This is a genomic window from Algoriphagus sp. SE2, from assembly GCF_039563885.1.
GTDB lineage: Bacteria > Bacteroidota > Bacteroidia > Cytophagales > Cyclobacteriaceae > Algoriphagus.
Genome location: NZ_JBCLWJ010000002.1, coordinates 383358 through 400550 on the forward strand (window position 1 = coordinate 383358; position 17193 = coordinate 400550).

The 17193-nt window shown below is 35.7% G+C and carries 13 protein-coding genes; 12 read left to right on the plus strand and 1 reads right to left on the minus strand.

The window, feature by feature from the left end; translation table 11 throughout:
- Positions 1-98: 98 nt before the first annotated feature.
- Positions 99-2360: an MMPL family transporter gene (locus AAGF08_RS03720; protein WP_343509674.1), complete on the plus strand. Its 2262-nt coding sequence runs from the start codon at positions 99-101 to the stop codon at positions 2358-2360.
- On the opposite strand, the gene AAGF08_RS03725 is transcribed toward AAGF08_RS03720, so the two are convergent.
- The gene (locus AAGF08_RS03725) at positions 2349-3392 is read right to left on the minus strand and encodes an endonuclease/exonuclease/phosphatase family protein (protein ID WP_343509675.1); all 1044 of its coding nucleotides are present in this window, start codon (positions 3390-3392) and stop codon (positions 2349-2351) included. The two genes, AAGF08_RS03720 and AAGF08_RS03725, sit on opposite strands and share 12 nt — an antisense overlap.
- A 243-nt stretch (positions 3393-3635) precedes the next feature.
- Here AAGF08_RS03725 and AAGF08_RS03730 point away from each other — a divergent pair, with 243 nt between their 5' ends.
- The 11 genes from AAGF08_RS03730 (at position 3636) to AAGF08_RS03780 (ending at position 17149) form a co-directional block, all read left to right on the plus strand.
- Positions 3636-4208: a DUF2911 domain-containing protein gene (locus AAGF08_RS03730; RefSeq protein ID WP_343509676.1), complete on the plus strand. Its 573-nt coding sequence runs from the start codon at positions 3636-3638 to the stop codon at positions 4206-4208.
- Between the two features lie 184 nt (positions 4209-4392).
- Positions 4393-6807 carry a penicillin acylase family protein gene (locus AAGF08_RS03735; protein ID WP_343509677.1) on the plus strand — a complete coding sequence of 805 codons (2415 nt, stop codon included), beginning with the start codon at positions 4393-4395 and terminating at the stop codon, positions 6805-6807.
- A gap of 4 nt (positions 6808-6811) precedes the next feature.
- Entirely contained in the window at positions 6812-7183 is a 372-nt protein-coding gene (locus AAGF08_RS03740; RefSeq protein ID WP_343509678.1) for a hypothetical protein, read from the plus strand.
- Between the two features lie 98 nt (positions 7184-7281).
- Positions 7282-7800, plus strand: coding sequence for an ArsR family transcriptional regulator (locus tag AAGF08_RS03745; protein WP_343509679.1), 519 nt, complete (start codon positions 7282-7284; stop codon positions 7798-7800).
- 138 nt (positions 7801-7938) lie between these two features.
- On the plus strand, positions 7939-10563 hold the full coding sequence (locus tag AAGF08_RS03750) for an SLBB domain-containing protein (RefSeq protein ID WP_343509680.1): 2625 nt from the start codon (positions 7939-7941) through the stop codon (positions 10561-10563).
- Positions 10564-10582: 19 nt separating this feature from the next.
- Positions 10583-11902: a UDP-glucose/GDP-mannose dehydrogenase family protein gene (locus tag AAGF08_RS03755; RefSeq protein WP_343509681.1), complete on the plus strand. Its 1320-nt coding sequence runs from the start codon at positions 10583-10585 to the stop codon at positions 11900-11902.
- A gap of 63 nt (positions 11903-11965) precedes the next feature.
- Positions 11966-12583 carry a DapH/DapD/GlmU-related protein gene (locus AAGF08_RS03760; RefSeq protein ID WP_343509682.1) on the plus strand — a complete coding sequence of 206 codons (618 nt, stop codon included), beginning with the start codon at positions 11966-11968 and terminating at the stop codon, positions 12581-12583.
- Positions 12584-12638: 55 nt separating this feature from the next.
- The gene (locus tag AAGF08_RS03765; RefSeq protein WP_343509683.1) at positions 12639-14093 is read left to right on the plus strand and encodes a lipopolysaccharide biosynthesis protein; all 1455 of its coding nucleotides are present in this window, start codon (positions 12639-12641) and stop codon (positions 14091-14093) included.
- Positions 14090-15142, plus strand: coding sequence for a nitroreductase family protein (locus AAGF08_RS03770; RefSeq protein ID WP_343509684.1), 1053 nt, complete (start codon positions 14090-14092; stop codon positions 15140-15142). Before AAGF08_RS03765 ends, AAGF08_RS03770 begins: the two co-directional genes overlap by 4 nt.
- A gap of 1 nt (position 15143) precedes the next feature.
- Positions 15144-16289 carry a polysaccharide pyruvyl transferase family protein gene (locus AAGF08_RS03775; RefSeq protein ID WP_343509685.1) on the plus strand — a complete coding sequence of 382 codons (1146 nt, stop codon included), beginning with the start codon at positions 15144-15146 and terminating at the stop codon, positions 16287-16289.
- Positions 16286-17149 (plus strand): glycosyltransferase, encoded by an 864-nt coding sequence (locus AAGF08_RS03780; RefSeq protein ID WP_343509686.1) that lies wholly within the window; start codon positions 16286-16288, stop codon positions 17147-17149. Before AAGF08_RS03775 ends, AAGF08_RS03780 begins: the two co-directional genes overlap by 4 nt.
- Positions 17150-17193: the final 44 nt, after the last annotated feature.

Below are 17193 nucleotides of genomic sequence, written 5' to 3' on the forward strand. Positions count from 1 at the left end.
TCGTCTAAGAAAACGAACGACTAGATAACAAAGATGTCAAATATCTAGTAATATTGGAGTTAGTAAAAAATTCCTAGAAGTACCCCTCTTAATTGCCGATGTTCCTAAAATCAACAACTTACTTTTCCCTTGTCATCGGTTTGCTCCTTTCTGTTTTAGTCTTTTTATTCCCTCCGCAAATCCAGTTTGATTACGACTTTGAACAATTTTTCCCTCAAAAAAGTGAGGATTTGGAGTTTTATCAATGGTTTAGAACTGAGTTTGAAAATGACAATGATTATTTATTGGTGGCGATAGAGAATCCAAATGGAGAATTATTGAATAAAGAGTTTTTATCTAAAGTATTTAGCGTCCAGACAGAACTCTCCCAACTGGATAATGTTGATACCATCATTTCTATTTTAAATTTTCGAAAACCCATCATAGGTCTTTTTGGGTCTCGATGGGAAAAAGTATTGAATTGGGGGGCAAATGAAGAGTTGGAGAAATCATCTGAAATAGTAGAGCAATATAGGTCTAAGCTTTTATCAAAAGATGGGGAATCAATCCTTCTATGGATTCGAAATACCCAGAATATTTCAAAGGAAAATGGCGATGTCCTTTATGAAGAAATCCAAAAGGTATTTAATCGAAATGATCTTCTGCCGAAAGCAGTAGCCGGAAAAATTCAAGCGCAAGGAGACTTTATTAAATTGATGCAAAAAGAGTTTGGCTTATTTTTCGGTGCTTCAATTTTCTTGATTTTAGTGATGTTATTGCTGATTTTCAGGAGTTTTTGGGCAGTTTGGATCCCTGTATTGGTCTTATTGATCGGTACTCTTTGGGCATTTGCATTATTTTCCTATTTCGGCAAACCTTTGGATGTAATGTCAATCATGCAGCCCACAATATTTTTGATTGTAGGATTAAGTGCTTTGGTCCATTTTATTACTCATTTGAATACCAAACTTCAAAAAAGCCATTCACAAGAAGATGCAATAATGAAGGTTTTCAATGAACTTTTCATGCCAGTTGGATTAACAATCCTGACTACTTCTGTAGGTTTTATTTCTCTGTACTTTACTACTATACCAGCTTTGAAAAATTTCGGGCTTAGTACCGGAGTGGGTGTTTTAATTATGTTTTTTGCGATTATTCTCCTTACTCCTGGGTTACTATTTCTAACTCGAATAAAAATAAAAAGATCCTCTGACCTGATTGTTTCCTCGCGATTATTAAGCTCAACCTTATCAATTATTCTAGAAAAAAGGAAAATAATTATTCTTTCATTTTTGATGATCAGTTTATTGGCTGTTTGGGCTGGGACGAAAATAAAGGTCAATGGATTTCTTTTGGATAATTTACCTCAAGATCATCCGATTCAAAAAGATGTAAATTATTTTGATCAACAATATGGAGGATCAAATCCTTTAGAATTGTATTTGGAGTCAGGTTATGCTACAGAATCGCTATTAGATTATAACGTGCTCAAAGAGATTGATAAACTTGAAAAAAAACTGGCTGAATTGATTGGTTCAAATCAAATTATTTCTCCCTTGACATTAATAAAAACTTTGAACCAAGCGCAAAATCAAGGTACTGATAGAGCTTATGTATTTCCCTCGCCAGGTCAATTCTTAAGGATGGAGAAATATTTTGAAAGAGACTTAAACAGCTACGGCTTAAAAATACTTTCGGATCAAAACCGCTCAGGTAGAATTAGTGCTAGGTCACCGGATTTTGGAACTTTTAAAATGTCAAGAATTCGGGAAGAATTGACCCAATATGCACAGACTGAAATTGATTCCGATTACTTGGTTGTTAAGTGGACTGGAACAGCATATTTAATGGATAAAGGACACAAATCCGTAACTGTTCAAATGGCTAAAGGGCTTGGCTTTGCTTTTTTAATTGTTGGAATAATTGCAGGGATACTTTTCAGATCCTGGAGAATATCATTCATTTTATTAATTCCGAATATCATTCCTTTGATATGGATGCTGGGTCTGATGCTTATAATAGGGGTGGAATTCAAATTAACCACAGCGATTTTGTTTACCGTTGCTTTTGGTATTGCTGTAGATGATAGTATTCATTTTATGACACGATTAAGGCTTGAATTAGGAAAAGGGAAGAGCCTTTTCTACGCAATTAAACGAACTTTCTTAGAAACGGGGAAAGCAATTGTTCTAACCTCATTTATTTTAGTTAGCGGATTTGGATTACTTATTTTCTCTGAGTTTGGGGTTACTCATTTTACAGGATTATTGATAGCCGCATCCTTGGTTTTCGCATTATTAGCCGATCTCTTGCTTTTGCCAATATTGTTATTGCCGATGAAAAAAGTCTGGGAGAAAAAAGCACAAAAGTTAATCACCTAAGCCTTCTAGAGCAAAAGTTGCTGAGACTGGATAATGATCAGAATAATCTACCTCCCGGTGTGTATTAAATTGAATTGGTTTTAAAATTGGTGAGGAAAAAATATGATCTATCCTTAAAAAGAATAATACCTTATTGTAAGTGAATCCAAAACCTCTACCAGCATATTCAAATGCATTTTCTAAGGTTTCGTTCAATTTGAAATAAGTATAAGAATAGGGGACTTCATTTAAATCTCCCATTAATACCACAGGATGAGGGCTGTTTAAATAATGCTCCACCAATAAATTTAACTGCTTACTCCTCTCAAGGCTACCTTTATGGAGTTTCCCTAAGGTCTGTCTATAATTTTCTCTTACTCCTTCTAAATTCTCCAAACCATCCGAATTAATTCTCATAGATTCTAAGTGGGCATTATAAATTCTTATTGTATCATTATTAAGAACGATGTCTGCAAATATTGCCCCATTGGTTCCATCTTTATCAAATACCTTCCCTTCATTGATAATAGGATATCTACTAAAAATCGCCAATCCATAGGATCGCTTTGTAGGGTTACCTCTAATCACATGGTAGGAAGACTCAAAACCAATATCTTTCCCTAAGAGCTTGATTGCATTTCTTGAAGCAGAGGTATAATCTTGGTAAAACTCCTGAAAAACTTTTACATCCGCTGGATGTTCTTGCAGCCATGTAAAAACATTTGGATCGAAATGACCTTCGATATTTCTACTATAGTTGAACAGGTGAGCATTATAAGTCAAAACCTTCAGGCCTAATGCATTCTCATTTTTTGGATGTATCTGAAAAGTAATGAGCGTAAATTTATATCCAATTAACAAGGCCGCTAAATGGAATAGTGCCGTTCTTTTCCATGAAAGGGTTAAAATGAAAAGCATGAATAAATTAATCAACCAAATCACCGGGATAAAAAATGGCAATAATCCAACGTAGGGAATATACTCAGGAGAAATGTATACGCTAAAAAATAAAATCAGTGTGCAACAAAATATAATTCCTGACAGGTATTTCATGTGGTTAGCTTAGTGGTTCCCAAAGTAAATCAGTCAATTTTACTTATTTGAATTTCTGACTGATTTTATTTCACTTTAACAAAATTTGAAGCTTTTACGTCTCTAATACGATAATTATGAAATAACAGTTAGATTACTAATTGATTGAAAATCTTTCAGATAAAAATGAAGAGTTAATTAAGAAGGGCGGGAATTTTGTATAGATGTAGTTAATTGTTTATTTCAAAGAGAAATCTCAATACCATGAAAACACAATATTTAATCTGGATCTTTGCATTTGGGGCCATTCTATTTGCCTCTTGTGATCCTAAATCTTCTGAGTCAATGGATCAATCAGAAGGTTCTGATTCTGTTGAAGAGACTTCGGACACTGAAAATAGACCAAGCCCACTTGAAGTAAAGGATGGGATGATTTCAGGAAAAGCATTTAAAGTTCATTATGGCTCTCCATCAGTAAAAGGTAGGACAATTTGGGGGGATTTGGTTCCATACAACATAGTGTGGAGGACAGGAGCTAATGAGGCCACATATGTAGAGTTAAGCGAAGATATGATAGTGGAAGGAGAAAGCCTTGCAGCAGGGAAATATTCACTATTTACTATACCAAAAGAAAATGCAGATTGGATTGTAATTTTTAATTCAGAATGGGATTTAGAACATGGTCATTTTCAATATGATGAAAAATATGATGTTTTGCGCGTGGAAGTTTCCCCAATCTGGGAAGAAAATTCTCAGGATAGACTTTCTATCGATTTGGAAAGTCCCGGAATTGTAATTCGATGGGAGAAGCTAAAGCTCCCTATAGTAATAAAATAAATTTTATTAAAATGGCTCTCAATTTATCATATTGAGGGCCATTTTTGATTGATGTCAAATACAAATCATAGTGCATGTCAATCAAAAAGAAAGGTTTAAATTTGTGGGAGTTAAAAATTTTGGAAGGTTGAGCTTGTAACTTTTCTTAATTCTAATTTATGTCACCTACTCTTCTAATTCTTTTATGAAGTATATATCATTTTTGTTGGTATTAGGAATTACAATCACTTTGGGTGTTTACATTTCTAAGCCAATAGGCCCTGTTCCTCCAATTGCCCCTCTTTTAGACCCCAATCATGGTTTTTGGCAAAATATGTATAGTGAGGATGATTTGGCTGAAGAAGAATTATCACTGCCTGGATTAAATGCACCTGTTCAGGTGGTATATGACGAAAATTTAATACCCCATATTTTTGCCGAAAACCAAGAAGATCTTTATCGGGCACAGGGATATATTACAGCCAAACATAGGCTCTGGCAAATGGAGTTTCAAACAAGAGCCGCGGCTGGAAGAATTTCCGAAATTGTTGGGGATGTAGCTCTTGATATTGATCGCATTGCAAGAAGAAAAGGACTTGGGTATGGAGCAGAGTTAGGGATGGAATTTTTGAAGAATAATGATCCCGAAACTTTGGCCTTTTTAGAGGCTTATGCTTCAGGAGTCAATCAATATATTGAAAGCCTTAGTCCTGGCCAAACTCCTGTGGAATATAAAATCCTAAACTACAAACCTGAAAAATGGACGCCCTACAAGTCTCTTTTATTGCTTAAATATATGTCTGATATGTTGGTGGGAGACAGAGACTTAGAATATTCAAATTTGAGAAAAATTTTAGGTTCTCAAATGTTGGACAAGCTTTATCCTGATTACCCTAATGAAGTAGAACCAGTAATTGAAATTGAAAAAATTTGGGATTTTGAGCCTTTGAAAGTAACAAGGCCGGATAGTATAAATTACCCCAATGATGCATTAGTTATGGATCCATTACCTCAACCAGTTGATGGGATAGGCTCAAATAATTGGGCGGTTTCGGGTTCTAAGACTAAAAGTGGAAACCCTATTTTGGCGAATGACCCACACTTGGGATTAAACTTACCTTCAATCTGGTATTCGATGCAGCTAACCACTCCCGACTATTCCACAAAAGGTGCGACACTTCCTGGTGCTTTGGGGATAATTTCTGGATTTAACGAAAACATAGCTTGGGGAGTAACTAATGCAACAAAAGATGCAAGAGATTGGTATAAAATTACTTTTCAAGATGAGAATAGAACAGCCTATAAATATGGAGATGAATGGAGGAAAACTACACTTAGAATTGAAGAAATTCAGATTAAGGGGAAAGAGGACTTTTTAGATACAGTGGTTTATACTCATTATGGACCAATTATGTATGATAAAAATTTTAGAGGCGATCGTCAAGATGTAAATTTTGCCTTAAAATGGACAGTGCATATGGGGTCTAATGAACAGAAGACCTTCCTAATGCTAAATTCTGGTAAGAATCATGAAGATTATAATTTGGCATTAGATAACTATACCGCACCTGCTCAAAATTTTGTTTTTGCTTCTAAATCAGGTGACATTGCAATGAGGATTCAAGGAAAGTTTGCATTGAAATGGCCAGAACAAGGGAAGTTTTTTATGGATGGAGCTGATCCAAAAATGGAATGGCAAGGGTTTATTCCTAATGATCAAAATCCGAGCACCTTAAACCCAAAGAGAGGTTTCGTTTCTTCTGCAAACCAACATCCTGTAGGCCCTTCTTATCCCTATTATGTTTTTGATAATAGTTATGAACATTACAGAAACAGAAGAATCAATGGCAAATTGAGGCAAATGGATCAAATTACACTGGATGATATGAAAACATTACAATTTGATGATTATTATCAACAAGCTGCTGATGTTTTACCTACGATGCTGAGCTTACTGGGAAATAATTTTTCAGATAATGAAAAAGCCCAAACTTATTTGAAGCAATTGAATGAATGGGATTATTATGCTGACCCAAATCAAAAAGCCCCAACCTTGTATTATATCTGGTGGAATAAGCTTTACAATCTAATTTGGCAAGAATGGGATGAATTCGGAGTTCCTGTTGTGAAACCAAATAGCTACCAAACGATCCAATTTCTAAAAAATGAATCTACCAGTTCCATATTTGATATAGAAAAAACTGCTGAAGTGGAAACTGCCGAGTATCATGTTAAAAATAGCTTCCAGTTTTTATTGGATGAAATGGAAAAATGGGTTTCAGAAGAAGCAGATTATTCTTGGGCTAATTATAAGAATACCACTATTCAGCATTTAGTGCCTCAATTCAAAGCTTTTTCAGTTTCAAATGTATATACGGGTGGAGGATCAGGAATTGTCAATGCAACAAGTGGAAGACATGGAGCAAGTTGGAGAATGATTGTAGAACTAGGTGATAAGCCGACTGCATTTGGTGTTTATCCTGGAGGACAATCAGGAAATCCAGGGAGTAAATATTATGGTAATTTTATTCCTATCTGGGCTGATGGAAAATATCTCAATTTTAATTTGAGACAAAAAGAGGATATGGACGGAATTCTTTTCCAAACTACTTTAAAATAGCAATATGAAATTTCTTTCCTTAGTACTATTGAGTGCCTTGATTGTGGTTTTCTTAAACCCATTATTTCCATACTGGATAGTAATGATTTTAATTGGAGTCCTTTCTGCGGTTTTAGGGGCAAATGGTTTTGTCTCATTTCTGGCAGGTGGAATCGGTATGGGATTAAGTTGGCTTGGTCAAACTATCTTTTTGAGCTATCAAACAGGAAGCCCTCTTCCCGATCAGATGGCAGAGATAATGGGACTTGGAAGTGGTGTAGCTCTCTCTATAATTACAGGCGTAGTAGGATTTTTGATTGGTGGATTTAGTGCCTTTTCTGGAAGTCTATTCAGAAAAATTCTAAAGAAAAAGCCAGACAATATTTATAAAGGCTAATAAATTTTCTAAAAATTGAAGGATTCAAAACAGGTAAATTATTTTTTCAGTTCGGTCTAATGAGTACCTTTGTTACTCACTCTTAAATGGGTTTTTTTATGCTGGAATCATTGATAACGTCGAAAACAAGATTAAGGCTCCTGGTCAAGTTTTTTGTTAATTCTAAAACTCAAAGTCATTTAAGAGGTCTTGCTGAAGAATTTGGAGAATCTACCAATGCCATAAGAAAAGAATTAAACAATCTAACTCAAGCAGGATTTCTTGAAAAACATATAGATAAAAATAAGATTGAGTACCAGGCGAATGAGAAGCATCCATTCTTTTCAAATATTCAAGAAATTATCCGGAAGTATTTAGGTTTGGATAAGCTCCTCGAGCAAATCTTAGAAAGAATGGGAGACGTACAGCAGGTAGTTTTGGTGGGAGATATAGCAGAAGGAAGAGATTCTGGTAAGATCGATGTGTTAGTTTCTGGGAAAAGCCTGAATAGTGAGTATATAAATCACCTTACCACCCGAGTGGAAGGACTGATAGATAGGAAAGTAGTATTTACCTTGCTGGCAGAAAGGATTAATTCTTCTGGGTTGGTATTGTTTGACAAGGAGTCAGGGATTTAATTCTGACCAAAATATAGATCAATGGCTAAGTACAATTATGTGACTGAAAGGGCGAAGCTGTGATTGATCCGCATTGAATTTGAAAATTTAATTGCAAATTACTTCATGATTTATAATCGAAATCAAATCATTTTAAAAGTGTTCAAAAATTTAATTCAAAAGTTGGACTTGAGATCTATTGCTTTTGGAGCTCTTTTTTTTCTTATAGGTTTGGTTGTGCAGGCCCAAAGTCTTTCAGATATTCAAAATTTGAAAGTGGATAACCTTTCCGATGCACAAATTGAACAACTGATAAAAAGAGCAGAGGCAAGTGGTTTAACTGTAAATCAATTAGAAGCTTTGGCAAGAGAAAGGGGTATGCCCGCATCCGAAGCAGCTAAATTGAGACAGCGAATCAATGAATTGCAAACTGCCGCAAGTTCTGAAAATGGGATAAACGCTGTTGGAACAGGTAGGTCAGTAAACGGAAACCAAGAACAATATCTTTTTGATTCTATTAGAAGATCTGATCCTTATTACGATCTATCTCCTTTTCAGAAAAAGATATTTGGTTATAAATTGTTTCATAATCGTGACCTTGATTTTAGCCCAAGTTTGAACCTACCTACTCCTCAATCATATGTGATTGGATCAGGAGATCAAATATTACTTGATGTTTATGGAGCTTCCCAGCAATCATTTGATCTGAATGTATCTCCAGAAGGTCGGGTTTTTTTACCAAATATAGGACCCATACAGCTAGGAGGATCCACAATAGCTGCTGCAACAGCTAGAATTAAAACTGCTTTGGGAAGGATTTATTCTGGTCTGAATGGATCTAATCCAAATACATTCATCCAATTAAGGTTAGGAAATATTCGTTCGATTAAAGTCTCCATGGTGGGTGAATTAACTAAACCTGGTACTTATACGCTTCCATCTTTTGCTACAGTTTTTAATGGATTATATGCAGCAGGTGGACCAAATGAAAATGGGGCTTTTAGGAATATCCAAGTGTATCGAGATAGTAGATTAATTACTACTGTGGATATTTATGAGTTCCTTTCTAAAGGAAATCAAAGCTCTAATATCACACTTCAGGATAATGATGTAATCATTGTCCCACCGGTTCAAGCAAGAATTGAGGTTATTGGACCAGTAAGAAGAGAAGGTTTTTTTGAAGTAAAGCCTAATGAACATTTAGATGATATTTATATTTACACAGGAGGATTCCAAAGCTCTGCCTATAGAGATAGAGTAACTGTAAGGAGAATTGAGAATAATCAGCGTAAAGTAATTGACGTTCCTTCCGAGGAATATTCTAGTTTTTCTCCAGAAGACGGAGATGAAATACTTATTGGAGAAGCATTGGATCGATTTGTTAACAGGGTTCAAGTAACAGGGGCAGTTAACCGACCTGGGGAATATTCTTTTGAGGAAGGTAAGTTAACAGTAAAAGGATTAGTGGAAAAAGCACAGGGATTAAAACCAGAAGCTTTTTCAACGAGGGCTACGCTATACCGAACTAGTACAGATTTGACTTTGGCTGCTGAGTCGTTAGATTTAAGAGGCATTTTAGACGGGTCAGTAGAAGATGTAGTTTTAGAAAACGAGGATCTACTTTTTATACCAAGCAGATATGATATTCAGGAAGAGTATTTTGTGAAAATTTCAGGTGAAATAAATTTCCCTGGTGCCTATCCATATGCTTCCAATATGACAATTGGAGACTTGATTTTAAGATCTGGAGGTCTATTACAATCTGCTACAAATTCTTCTATTGAGATTGCAAGAAGAGTAAGAGACGCAAGTTCTGGAAAAATTGCTCAGATTATGATGCTTTCTATAGACCCGAATTTGCAACTAACGGAAGAGGAAGAGAACCTGCCGCTTCAGCCATTCGACCATATTTTTATAAGAAGGAGCCCAGGTTTTGAAAGGGAACAATTGATTACTATTCAAGGAGAAGTTATGTATCCGGGTGATTTTGCTATTGCCAGTGCTAATGAGCGTATTTCAGATGTAATCAAAAGAGCAGGAGGATTGACCCAGTTTGCCTATCCCAAAGGGGCTACGTTAGTTAGGCGCACGGTCTATTTCAAAGGCCCAACTGAAGAGGAGCTCAGGGAGGCAACACTTCGAGAAATAAAGGATAATCTTAATCCCGAGACAAATAGGAATATAAATGAGGCAGAGAAACTGCTTTTTGAAAGAATTGATAAAAAATTAGCTCAAAAAGAACAGGAAAGATTAATAAAAGAAAGAGAGCAGGAGCGTATGAGGATTTTTGAATCTACCAATCCTAGAGACACACTTTTTCAGGATTCGACTTTGAACCAAGTGAGAATCACTGAACAGGATCTGGTAGGAATTGACCTTCAAAAAATAATGCAAAACCCAGGCTCTGAAGATGACTTGTTTTTGCTTGAGGGAGACATTATTCAGATTCCAAAAGAACTGCAGACAGTTCGAATGGTTGGCGAAGTTTTACTTCCTACTACCAGTCGATATGATAAAAAGAATAGCTTAAAAAACTATATTTCAAAAGCAGGTGGATTTACAGAAGAAGCCAGGAAGTCCAAAACATATGTAGTATATGCGAATGGAGATGCCAAACGAACGCATAATTTTCTAGGTTTGAATTTTTACCCGGAATTAGAGCCTGGAGCAGAAATTGTCGTCCCTAAGAAACCGCAAAGAAATAGGTTGGGGGCTGCTGGATGGATCGGGCTTGCTTCAAGTTTGGCGACTTTGGGAATCCTTGTAGATCGATTGTTAAACTAATATTTAATACCATAATTTTATGAAAATTGCAGTAGTGGGTACGGGCTATGTAGGCTTGGTATCAGGCGCATGTTTTGCAGATGTAGGGATCGAAGTTACCTGTGTGGACATAGATCAAAAAAAAATAGAGAAGCTGAAAAATGGCATAATGCCAATCTATGAGCCGGGTTTAGAAGAAATCGTAGTTCGTAATTATAAAAGTGGTAGGCTTCATTTCAGTACTGATTTAGGCGAGGCTATCCAAGGTGCATCTGTTGCATTTATTGCTGTGGGCACTCCTCCAGGAGAGGATGGTTCAGCTGATTTAAAGTATGTTTTGGCTGTTGCAGATGAAATTGGTCAGAAAATGACTGATTACATAGTTGTAGCTACAAAAAGTACTGTGCCTGTGACCACAGGAGAGAAAGTTAGAGAAGCTATCAAAAGCGCTTTGGATAGCAGGGGTTCGGATCTTCCATTTGCAGTTGCATCAAACCCTGAATTCCTTAAAGAAGGAGCCGCTGTAGAGGATTTTTTAAAGCCAGATAGAATCGTTATTGGAATCGATGATACAAGAGCAGAGGAAATTATGAAACGTTTATATAAGCCGTTTCAGCTGAGTGGAGAGCGAATTATTTATATGGATATTCCTTCTGCGGAGATGACCAAGTATGCAGCAAATGCCATGTTGGCTACAAAGATTTCATTCATGAATGATGTCGCCAATTTATGCGAAAAAGTTGGCGCTGATGCGAATATGGTGAGAAAAGGAATTGGATCTGACCCAAGAATTGGGAATAAGTTTATTTATCCAGGGGTAGGATATGGCGGTTCTTGTTTTCCAAAAGACGTGAAAGCTATTATTAAAACCGCCAAGCAATATGGTTATGATTTGAGAGTTCTCCAGGCAGTAGAAGATGTGAATGATGATCAAAAGCATGTTCTTGCCAATAAAGTGAAATCACATTTTGGAAAAGACTTGAGTGGTATGACTTTCGCCATGTGGGGATTGAGCTTTAAGCCAAATACGGATGATATGAGGGAAGCGCCATCTGCCGTTATCATAGATGAATTAAGAGCGGCAGGGGCCACAGTAAAAGCGTATGATCCTGTAGCTATGGAAGAAGCGAAAGAACATTATATCTTTGATAAAGTGACTTATTGCAAAGATGCCTATGATGCTTTAGTAGATGCGGACTCACTCCTTTTGGTTACTGAATGGTCAGAGTTTAGGATTCCAAGTTGGGATGTGGTAGGAAAACTCCTGAAAAATAAACTGATCTTCGATGGAAGAAATATCTATGATAAAAAGTATCTGAAAACATTGGGTTTTGAGGTTATTAATATCGGATCTATATAAATTAAAAATTGCCCTTGAGTTCTTTGCTCAAGGGCATAACTATGTTTTGACAAAAATGAAGCTATGATTATCGCGGGTGCTGGCGGTCATGGGTTAGAAGTTGCAATGGCATTAGATAAATTGGGGTTTCCCTCAGAACAGGTGTTTTTTTATGATCAAGACAAATCAAAAATTTCTGATCCAGAAATCGGTAAATCTCTTGTTTTAAAGGATGATGATTTAAAGAATATTTTAAAAAATGATTCAAGATTTGTGATTGGTGTAGGGAATCCTGTCTTCAGGGAAAAACTATTTAAGCAGTTAAGTTCTTTAGGAGGTAGCCTTTTTGGAATTAGTTTCGTTTCTGAAAAGGTACTGAATATTACTTCAAATACGTTTGATGCCATGCCTTACAGTTTTATTGGTCCAAGAACCAAAATAGGGTTAGGCGTTTTAGTTAATACAAGAGCACACGTTCATCACGAATGTGAAGTTGGAGATTTTAGTGAAATAGGGCCAGGAGCTATGTTATTGGGAGCTTCTAAAATTGGAAGAAAGTGTAGAATCGGCGCGGGGGCAGTTATTCTACCTGGAGTAGAGTTAGGAAATGAGGTAGTAGTTGGAGCAGGTGCTGTTGTGACAAAATCATATTTGAAACCGTGTACTTTAATAGGAATTCCAGCTATTATTCATAAAAAGTAAAATTCACCATGCTTCAGAAAGAAATTTCAGTAAAACTTAATTTCATTCAATTGAATTGAAAAGCCAGAAAAAAAACATTCTTTCAGGCGTATTCTGGAATTCCATTCAGGTTCTTATAAATAAGTCCTTTGGTTTTATTATAAAACTGGTCTTAGCAAGAATTCTGTTTCCTGATGAATTTGGTTTAGTGGGTATGGCGTTGGTTTTTACCAGCTTCGTGGAGGTATTTAATGATTTAGGCTTTGGCGCTGCATTGATACAGCGAAAAGATTCAAAACTGAAATCCTCTCATTTCAACACCGCATTTTGGACTGGGGTTGGTTGGTCTTTAATTATTTTTCAATTGATGGTTTTTGTTGTCAGCCCTTTAGCTGCCAATTTTTATAATGAACCTATTCTAATTAAAATCATTCCTGTCCTTTCTTTAGGTGTCCTATCTAGTCCGATAAATTTAGTTCATAAAGCAAAGTTACTCAGAGCTTTACAATTCAAGAAAATGGCTTTAATTGAAAATATTTCTTCGATTGCCTCGGGTACACTTTCTTTGATTTTAGCATTATCAGGAGCAGGCGTATGGTCACTTGTTTTTAACGCTTTGGCAACTTTTGTAATAGCCATTCCACTTTACTTCCGAGCGACTCATTGGATTCCAAGTTTTGAATGGTCTAAAAAAGCATTCAAAGATATTTTCGGTTTTGGAATTTACACCACAGGTACAAATTTGGTGAATAATCTGATCAATAAAGCTGACTATTTGCTTATAGGAAAGCTTTTGAGTGCAGGAGCATTAGGAGCATATACGTTAGCTTTCGTATTGACAGACACTTTTCGAAGTCAACTTATGTCTATTATGAATAAGGTGATGTACCCAATTTATGGTAAAACCCAAGATGACAAAAGTTCAATGAAAAGATATTATCTAAACGTTGTGAAATACAATAGCTTGATAATAAATCCTTTAATGGGTGTTTTGTTTATTTTGGCGGAACCTATCATTTTGAATTTTTTTGGAGCAAAATGGGTAGATACTATTTTACCTTTACAGATAATTTCCTTATCTGTAATTTTTCATATGATGGTAAATAGTAATACTGTATTGATTCGAGGAATGGGGAAGGCAAAGCTGGAATTCATGATTCAATTCATGAAAGCAATTTTTATTTTTCTACCCGCAATAACTTTTGGGGTTTTCTATTACGGTATTATTGGCGGAGCATATGCGGTACTTTTCAACAAAGTCACAAGTGTATTTATTGCTCAGATTTATCTTAAGAAATTGATTGATGTGAATTATAAGGATCTTTTTAATTCATTACGCGTGACCCTGATTTCTTTGGTTCTAAGCATTTCAACCGGTTACGTTTTATTCCATTTACTCAATTTATATTTTCTTCTCACAGGCATTACAATGATTTCTGTTTATGCAGGAAGTGTCTGGCTTTTAATGGGAGCAGAGCTTAAGGAGCAATATTTGGAAATTAAACTCAGAAAATCTCTTACCTATAAATGATTCAAAAAATAGTTAGAAAAGTTAGATCTGAAAGAGATAAGCTTGTTAAAAACCGAATGCCTTTTTGGTTTTATAAATCTGGGTTTCTTTCTGGCATTTATTATGCGTTTTTTCATCCAGGATTTAGGAGAGAGCATAAAGGGGTATTGTCTGGTAAGGTTAAACATTTACAGGTAGCTAGACTGGATAAGGCAAATTACTTCATGTTGGTCAGAAATACGCATAGACTCGAGAAGGGCTTGTTGATGAGACCTCGCAGAGATGTATTTGCTGCTGATTATATTACTGAAACAATTGATTGTTATTTAGGAGTAGTAAAAGCTTCCACATCCAAGGCTGACAATGAACAGATTAAATGGTTTACAGATGTTATATCTGAATATTTTTCTGTTGTACAAACACATCCGGTAATTGATAAAGAGAAAAAGAAATTCTTAGATTTTATAAATCAAAATCCATCTAAGGTTAAGAATACCTCCATTCCATATTTTAGAGATCATCAAAATTTTTCGACTATATCGTATGATGACTTTTACAAGCTAAGCAGACAAAGGCGTTCGGTTAGGTGGTTTTTGGATAAGCCAGTTCCTCGAGAACTCGTTGACAAAGCTATTCTTGCGGCGATTCAAGCTCCAAGTGCTTGCAATAGGCAACCTTTCAGCTATCGAGTGATTGATGATAAAAAGATGGTTGAAGAAGCTGTTATACTTCCTATGGGAACAAAAGGTTATGCAAATTCCATCCAAACATTCATCATTGTTGTAGGAAACCTAGAGGCATATTTTGATGAACGTGACCGGCATCTGATTTACATTGATGCTTCATTGGCAAATATGTCATTGATGCTTGCTTTAGAAACTTTAGGCCTTTCAAGTTGTCCTATAAACTGGCCTGACATTGAAGAAAGAGAAGCAAAAATGAGTGATTTTCTGAATTTGGAGCCCTATGAAAGGCCTATTATGTGTATTGGTATTGGTTATCCCGATCCCGATGGGATGGTAGCCTATTCCGAAAAAAGAGATTTAGAAAATATCAGGAAATACAATTGATATGGTAATTGAATTACGGGGTGTTGAATTTGTAAATAAGGGAGCTGAGCTTATGCTTCGTGCAATCCTCAGCGAACTGAAAGTTAGAATTCCAGGCGTACAATTTGCCATGGATGTTGGTTCCAGAACTCCAAGAGAGAAATTAAATGAATCTGGAATTTTACAAAAAACTACTATTTACAAATTTGGAATAAATCTCTCTCCTTGGCTGAGTGTTTTGCCAAAAACGATTTTGAGGAGTTATAAATTAGTTGCTGAAAAAGAAATTGATGCAATTCTTGATGCTTCGGGTTTTGCATTTGGAGATAAATGGGGGTCTAAAAAAGCAGGTGATCGTTCCGCAAATCATATTAAAGATTGGAAGGAAGCAGGTAAAAAAGTTATTTTTCTACCTCAGGCTTTTGGGCCTTTTACCGATCCCTTGCTTATTAATAAAATGCAAACAATTTTAACCTATGCGGATTTGATTTTTGCAAGAGATGTTAAATCTTTAGAATATCTCAAAAAACTCAAAGCGCCTCAGGAAAGTATTAATCTTGCTCCTGACTTTACGAATTTACTTTCTGGAAAAGAGGTACCCAATCAACAGGCTTTTAATTCAAAAATAGCGATCATTCCAAATCAAAAGATGATGGAAACTGAGGATGAATTAAAAAACAAGCAATACCCAGCGTATTTAAAATTATTGATAACCTTACTTCAAGAGAAGGGTGAAGAACCTTTCTTTTTAATTCATGAAAGTAGGAAAGATGGGCAAATCGCTGATTTGGTGAATGATAATCTAACAAAAAAAATAGAGGTAATAAAAGAAGAAAACCCTCTGAAAGTGAAAGGGATCATTGGTTCATCCAAAGCAGTAGTAACTTCTAGATTCCATGGATTGGTAAGTGCTTTATCTCAGTCGATTCCAAGTTTATCAACTGGCTGGAGTCATAAATATCGGGAATTGCTAAGGGATTATGATTATGAAGACGCTTTATGTGAAGTATCCGTTGATTCTGAATATCTGAATTCCAAAATTGAGACTTTGCTAGACGATACAATTCGGAGGCAAGGGATAAATAGACTTAAGCAAAACGCCAATATTCAAAAAGAAAGATCGAAAGAAATGTGGGATAAAGTGATTTCCCATCTTTTGAAGAAATGAAAATTTCTGTAATAATCCCCACATTTAAAGAGTGGGAAGTATTATCAAATTGCCTTAAAGCATTAAAATCCCAAAGTTTCCCTCAAGAGTCATTTGAGATTTTGATCATAAATAACAGTCCTGAGGATGAGATTCCGGTAGCATATGAATTACCTGCAAATGCAAAAGTGATTTTGCAACCTAAAAAGGGTTCCTATGCTGCGAGAAATATGGGAGTTGCTTATTCTTCAGGTCAATATATTGCCTTTACAGATTCCGATTGTATTCCAAAAATCAATTGGTTGGAAGAGGGAGTTAAATTATTGGAAGCAGGATATGATTTAGTTGGAGGAAAAGTGGAATTATTTAAGCCTGAGCAGGGGACAGAGTTAGCATTTACCTATGAAAGTTATTTTTCATTCAAACAGAAAAGTAACGTACTCAATAAAGGGCAAAGTGTAACAGCCAATCTCTTTACAAAAAAGGAAGTACTTGATAAAGTAGGTTTATTTAAAGAAAACCTACTTTCTGGAGGAGACTTCGAATGGACAAAACGGGCCACCGGTTCTGGATATAAAATTGGATTCGGTGAGCAAGTTGAAGTTTTTCATCCTTCCAGAAGAACGATAAGTCAGTTGGTGAAAAAAAGGAGAAGAACAATGGGAGGAATGTATATCCGTGAGTTTAAGCATTATTCATTTAGGCAAAAAATTTCTTATGCTCTATTTACAATGCGTCCTCATGTCACCATTTTTGGCTATAAAGGAATCAGTATAAAGAAGAAATTTCAACTATTTTTTGCTACTTGGTATGTGGAATGTTTAGGAGTGAAGGAAATACTTTTGCTTGACCTAAAGATGAAATCAGTTGAAAGAGTGTAATAGAATAATTTTAGAAACATCTCAATCGATATGTTGAAAGTCAA

Excerpts from the sequence above, each read along its gene's own strand:
- AAGF08_RS03720 (WP_343509674.1), top strand. The coding sequence starts at position 99 with ATGTTCCTAAAATCAACAACTTACTTTTCCCTTGTCATCGGTTTGCTC.
- AAGF08_RS03725 (WP_343509675.1), bottom strand. The coding sequence starts at position 3,392 with ATGAAATACCTGTCAGGAATTATATTTTGTTGCACACTGATTTTATTT.
- AAGF08_RS03730 (WP_343509676.1), top strand. The coding sequence starts at position 3,636 with ATGAAAACACAATATTTAATCTGGATCTTTGCATTTGGGGCCATTCTA.
- AAGF08_RS03735 (WP_343509677.1), top strand. The coding sequence starts at position 4,393 with ATGAAGTATATATCATTTTTGTTGGTATTAGGAATTACAATCACTTTG.
- AAGF08_RS03740 (WP_343509678.1), top strand. The coding sequence starts at position 6,812 with ATGAAATTTCTTTCCTTAGTACTATTGAGTGCCTTGATTGTGGTTTTC.
- AAGF08_RS03745 (WP_343509679.1), top strand. The coding sequence starts at position 7,282 with ATGCTGGAATCATTGATAACGTCGAAAACAAGATTAAGGCTCCTGGTC.
- AAGF08_RS03755 (WP_343509681.1), top strand. The coding sequence starts at position 10,583 with ATGAAAATTGCAGTAGTGGGTACGGGCTATGTAGGCTTGGTATCAGGC.
- AAGF08_RS03760 (WP_343509682.1), top strand. The coding sequence starts at position 11,966 with ATGATTATCGCGGGTGCTGGCGGTCATGGGTTAGAAGTTGCAATGGCA.
- AAGF08_RS03770 (WP_343509684.1), top strand. The coding sequence starts at position 14,090 with ATGATTCAAAAAATAGTTAGAAAAGTTAGATCTGAAAGAGATAAGCTT.
- AAGF08_RS03775 (WP_343509685.1), top strand. The coding sequence starts at position 15,144 with ATGGTAATTGAATTACGGGGTGTTGAATTTGTAAATAAGGGAGCTGAG.
- AAGF08_RS03780 (WP_343509686.1), top strand. The coding sequence starts at position 16,286 with ATGAAAATTTCTGTAATAATCCCCACATTTAAAGAGTGGGAAGTATTA.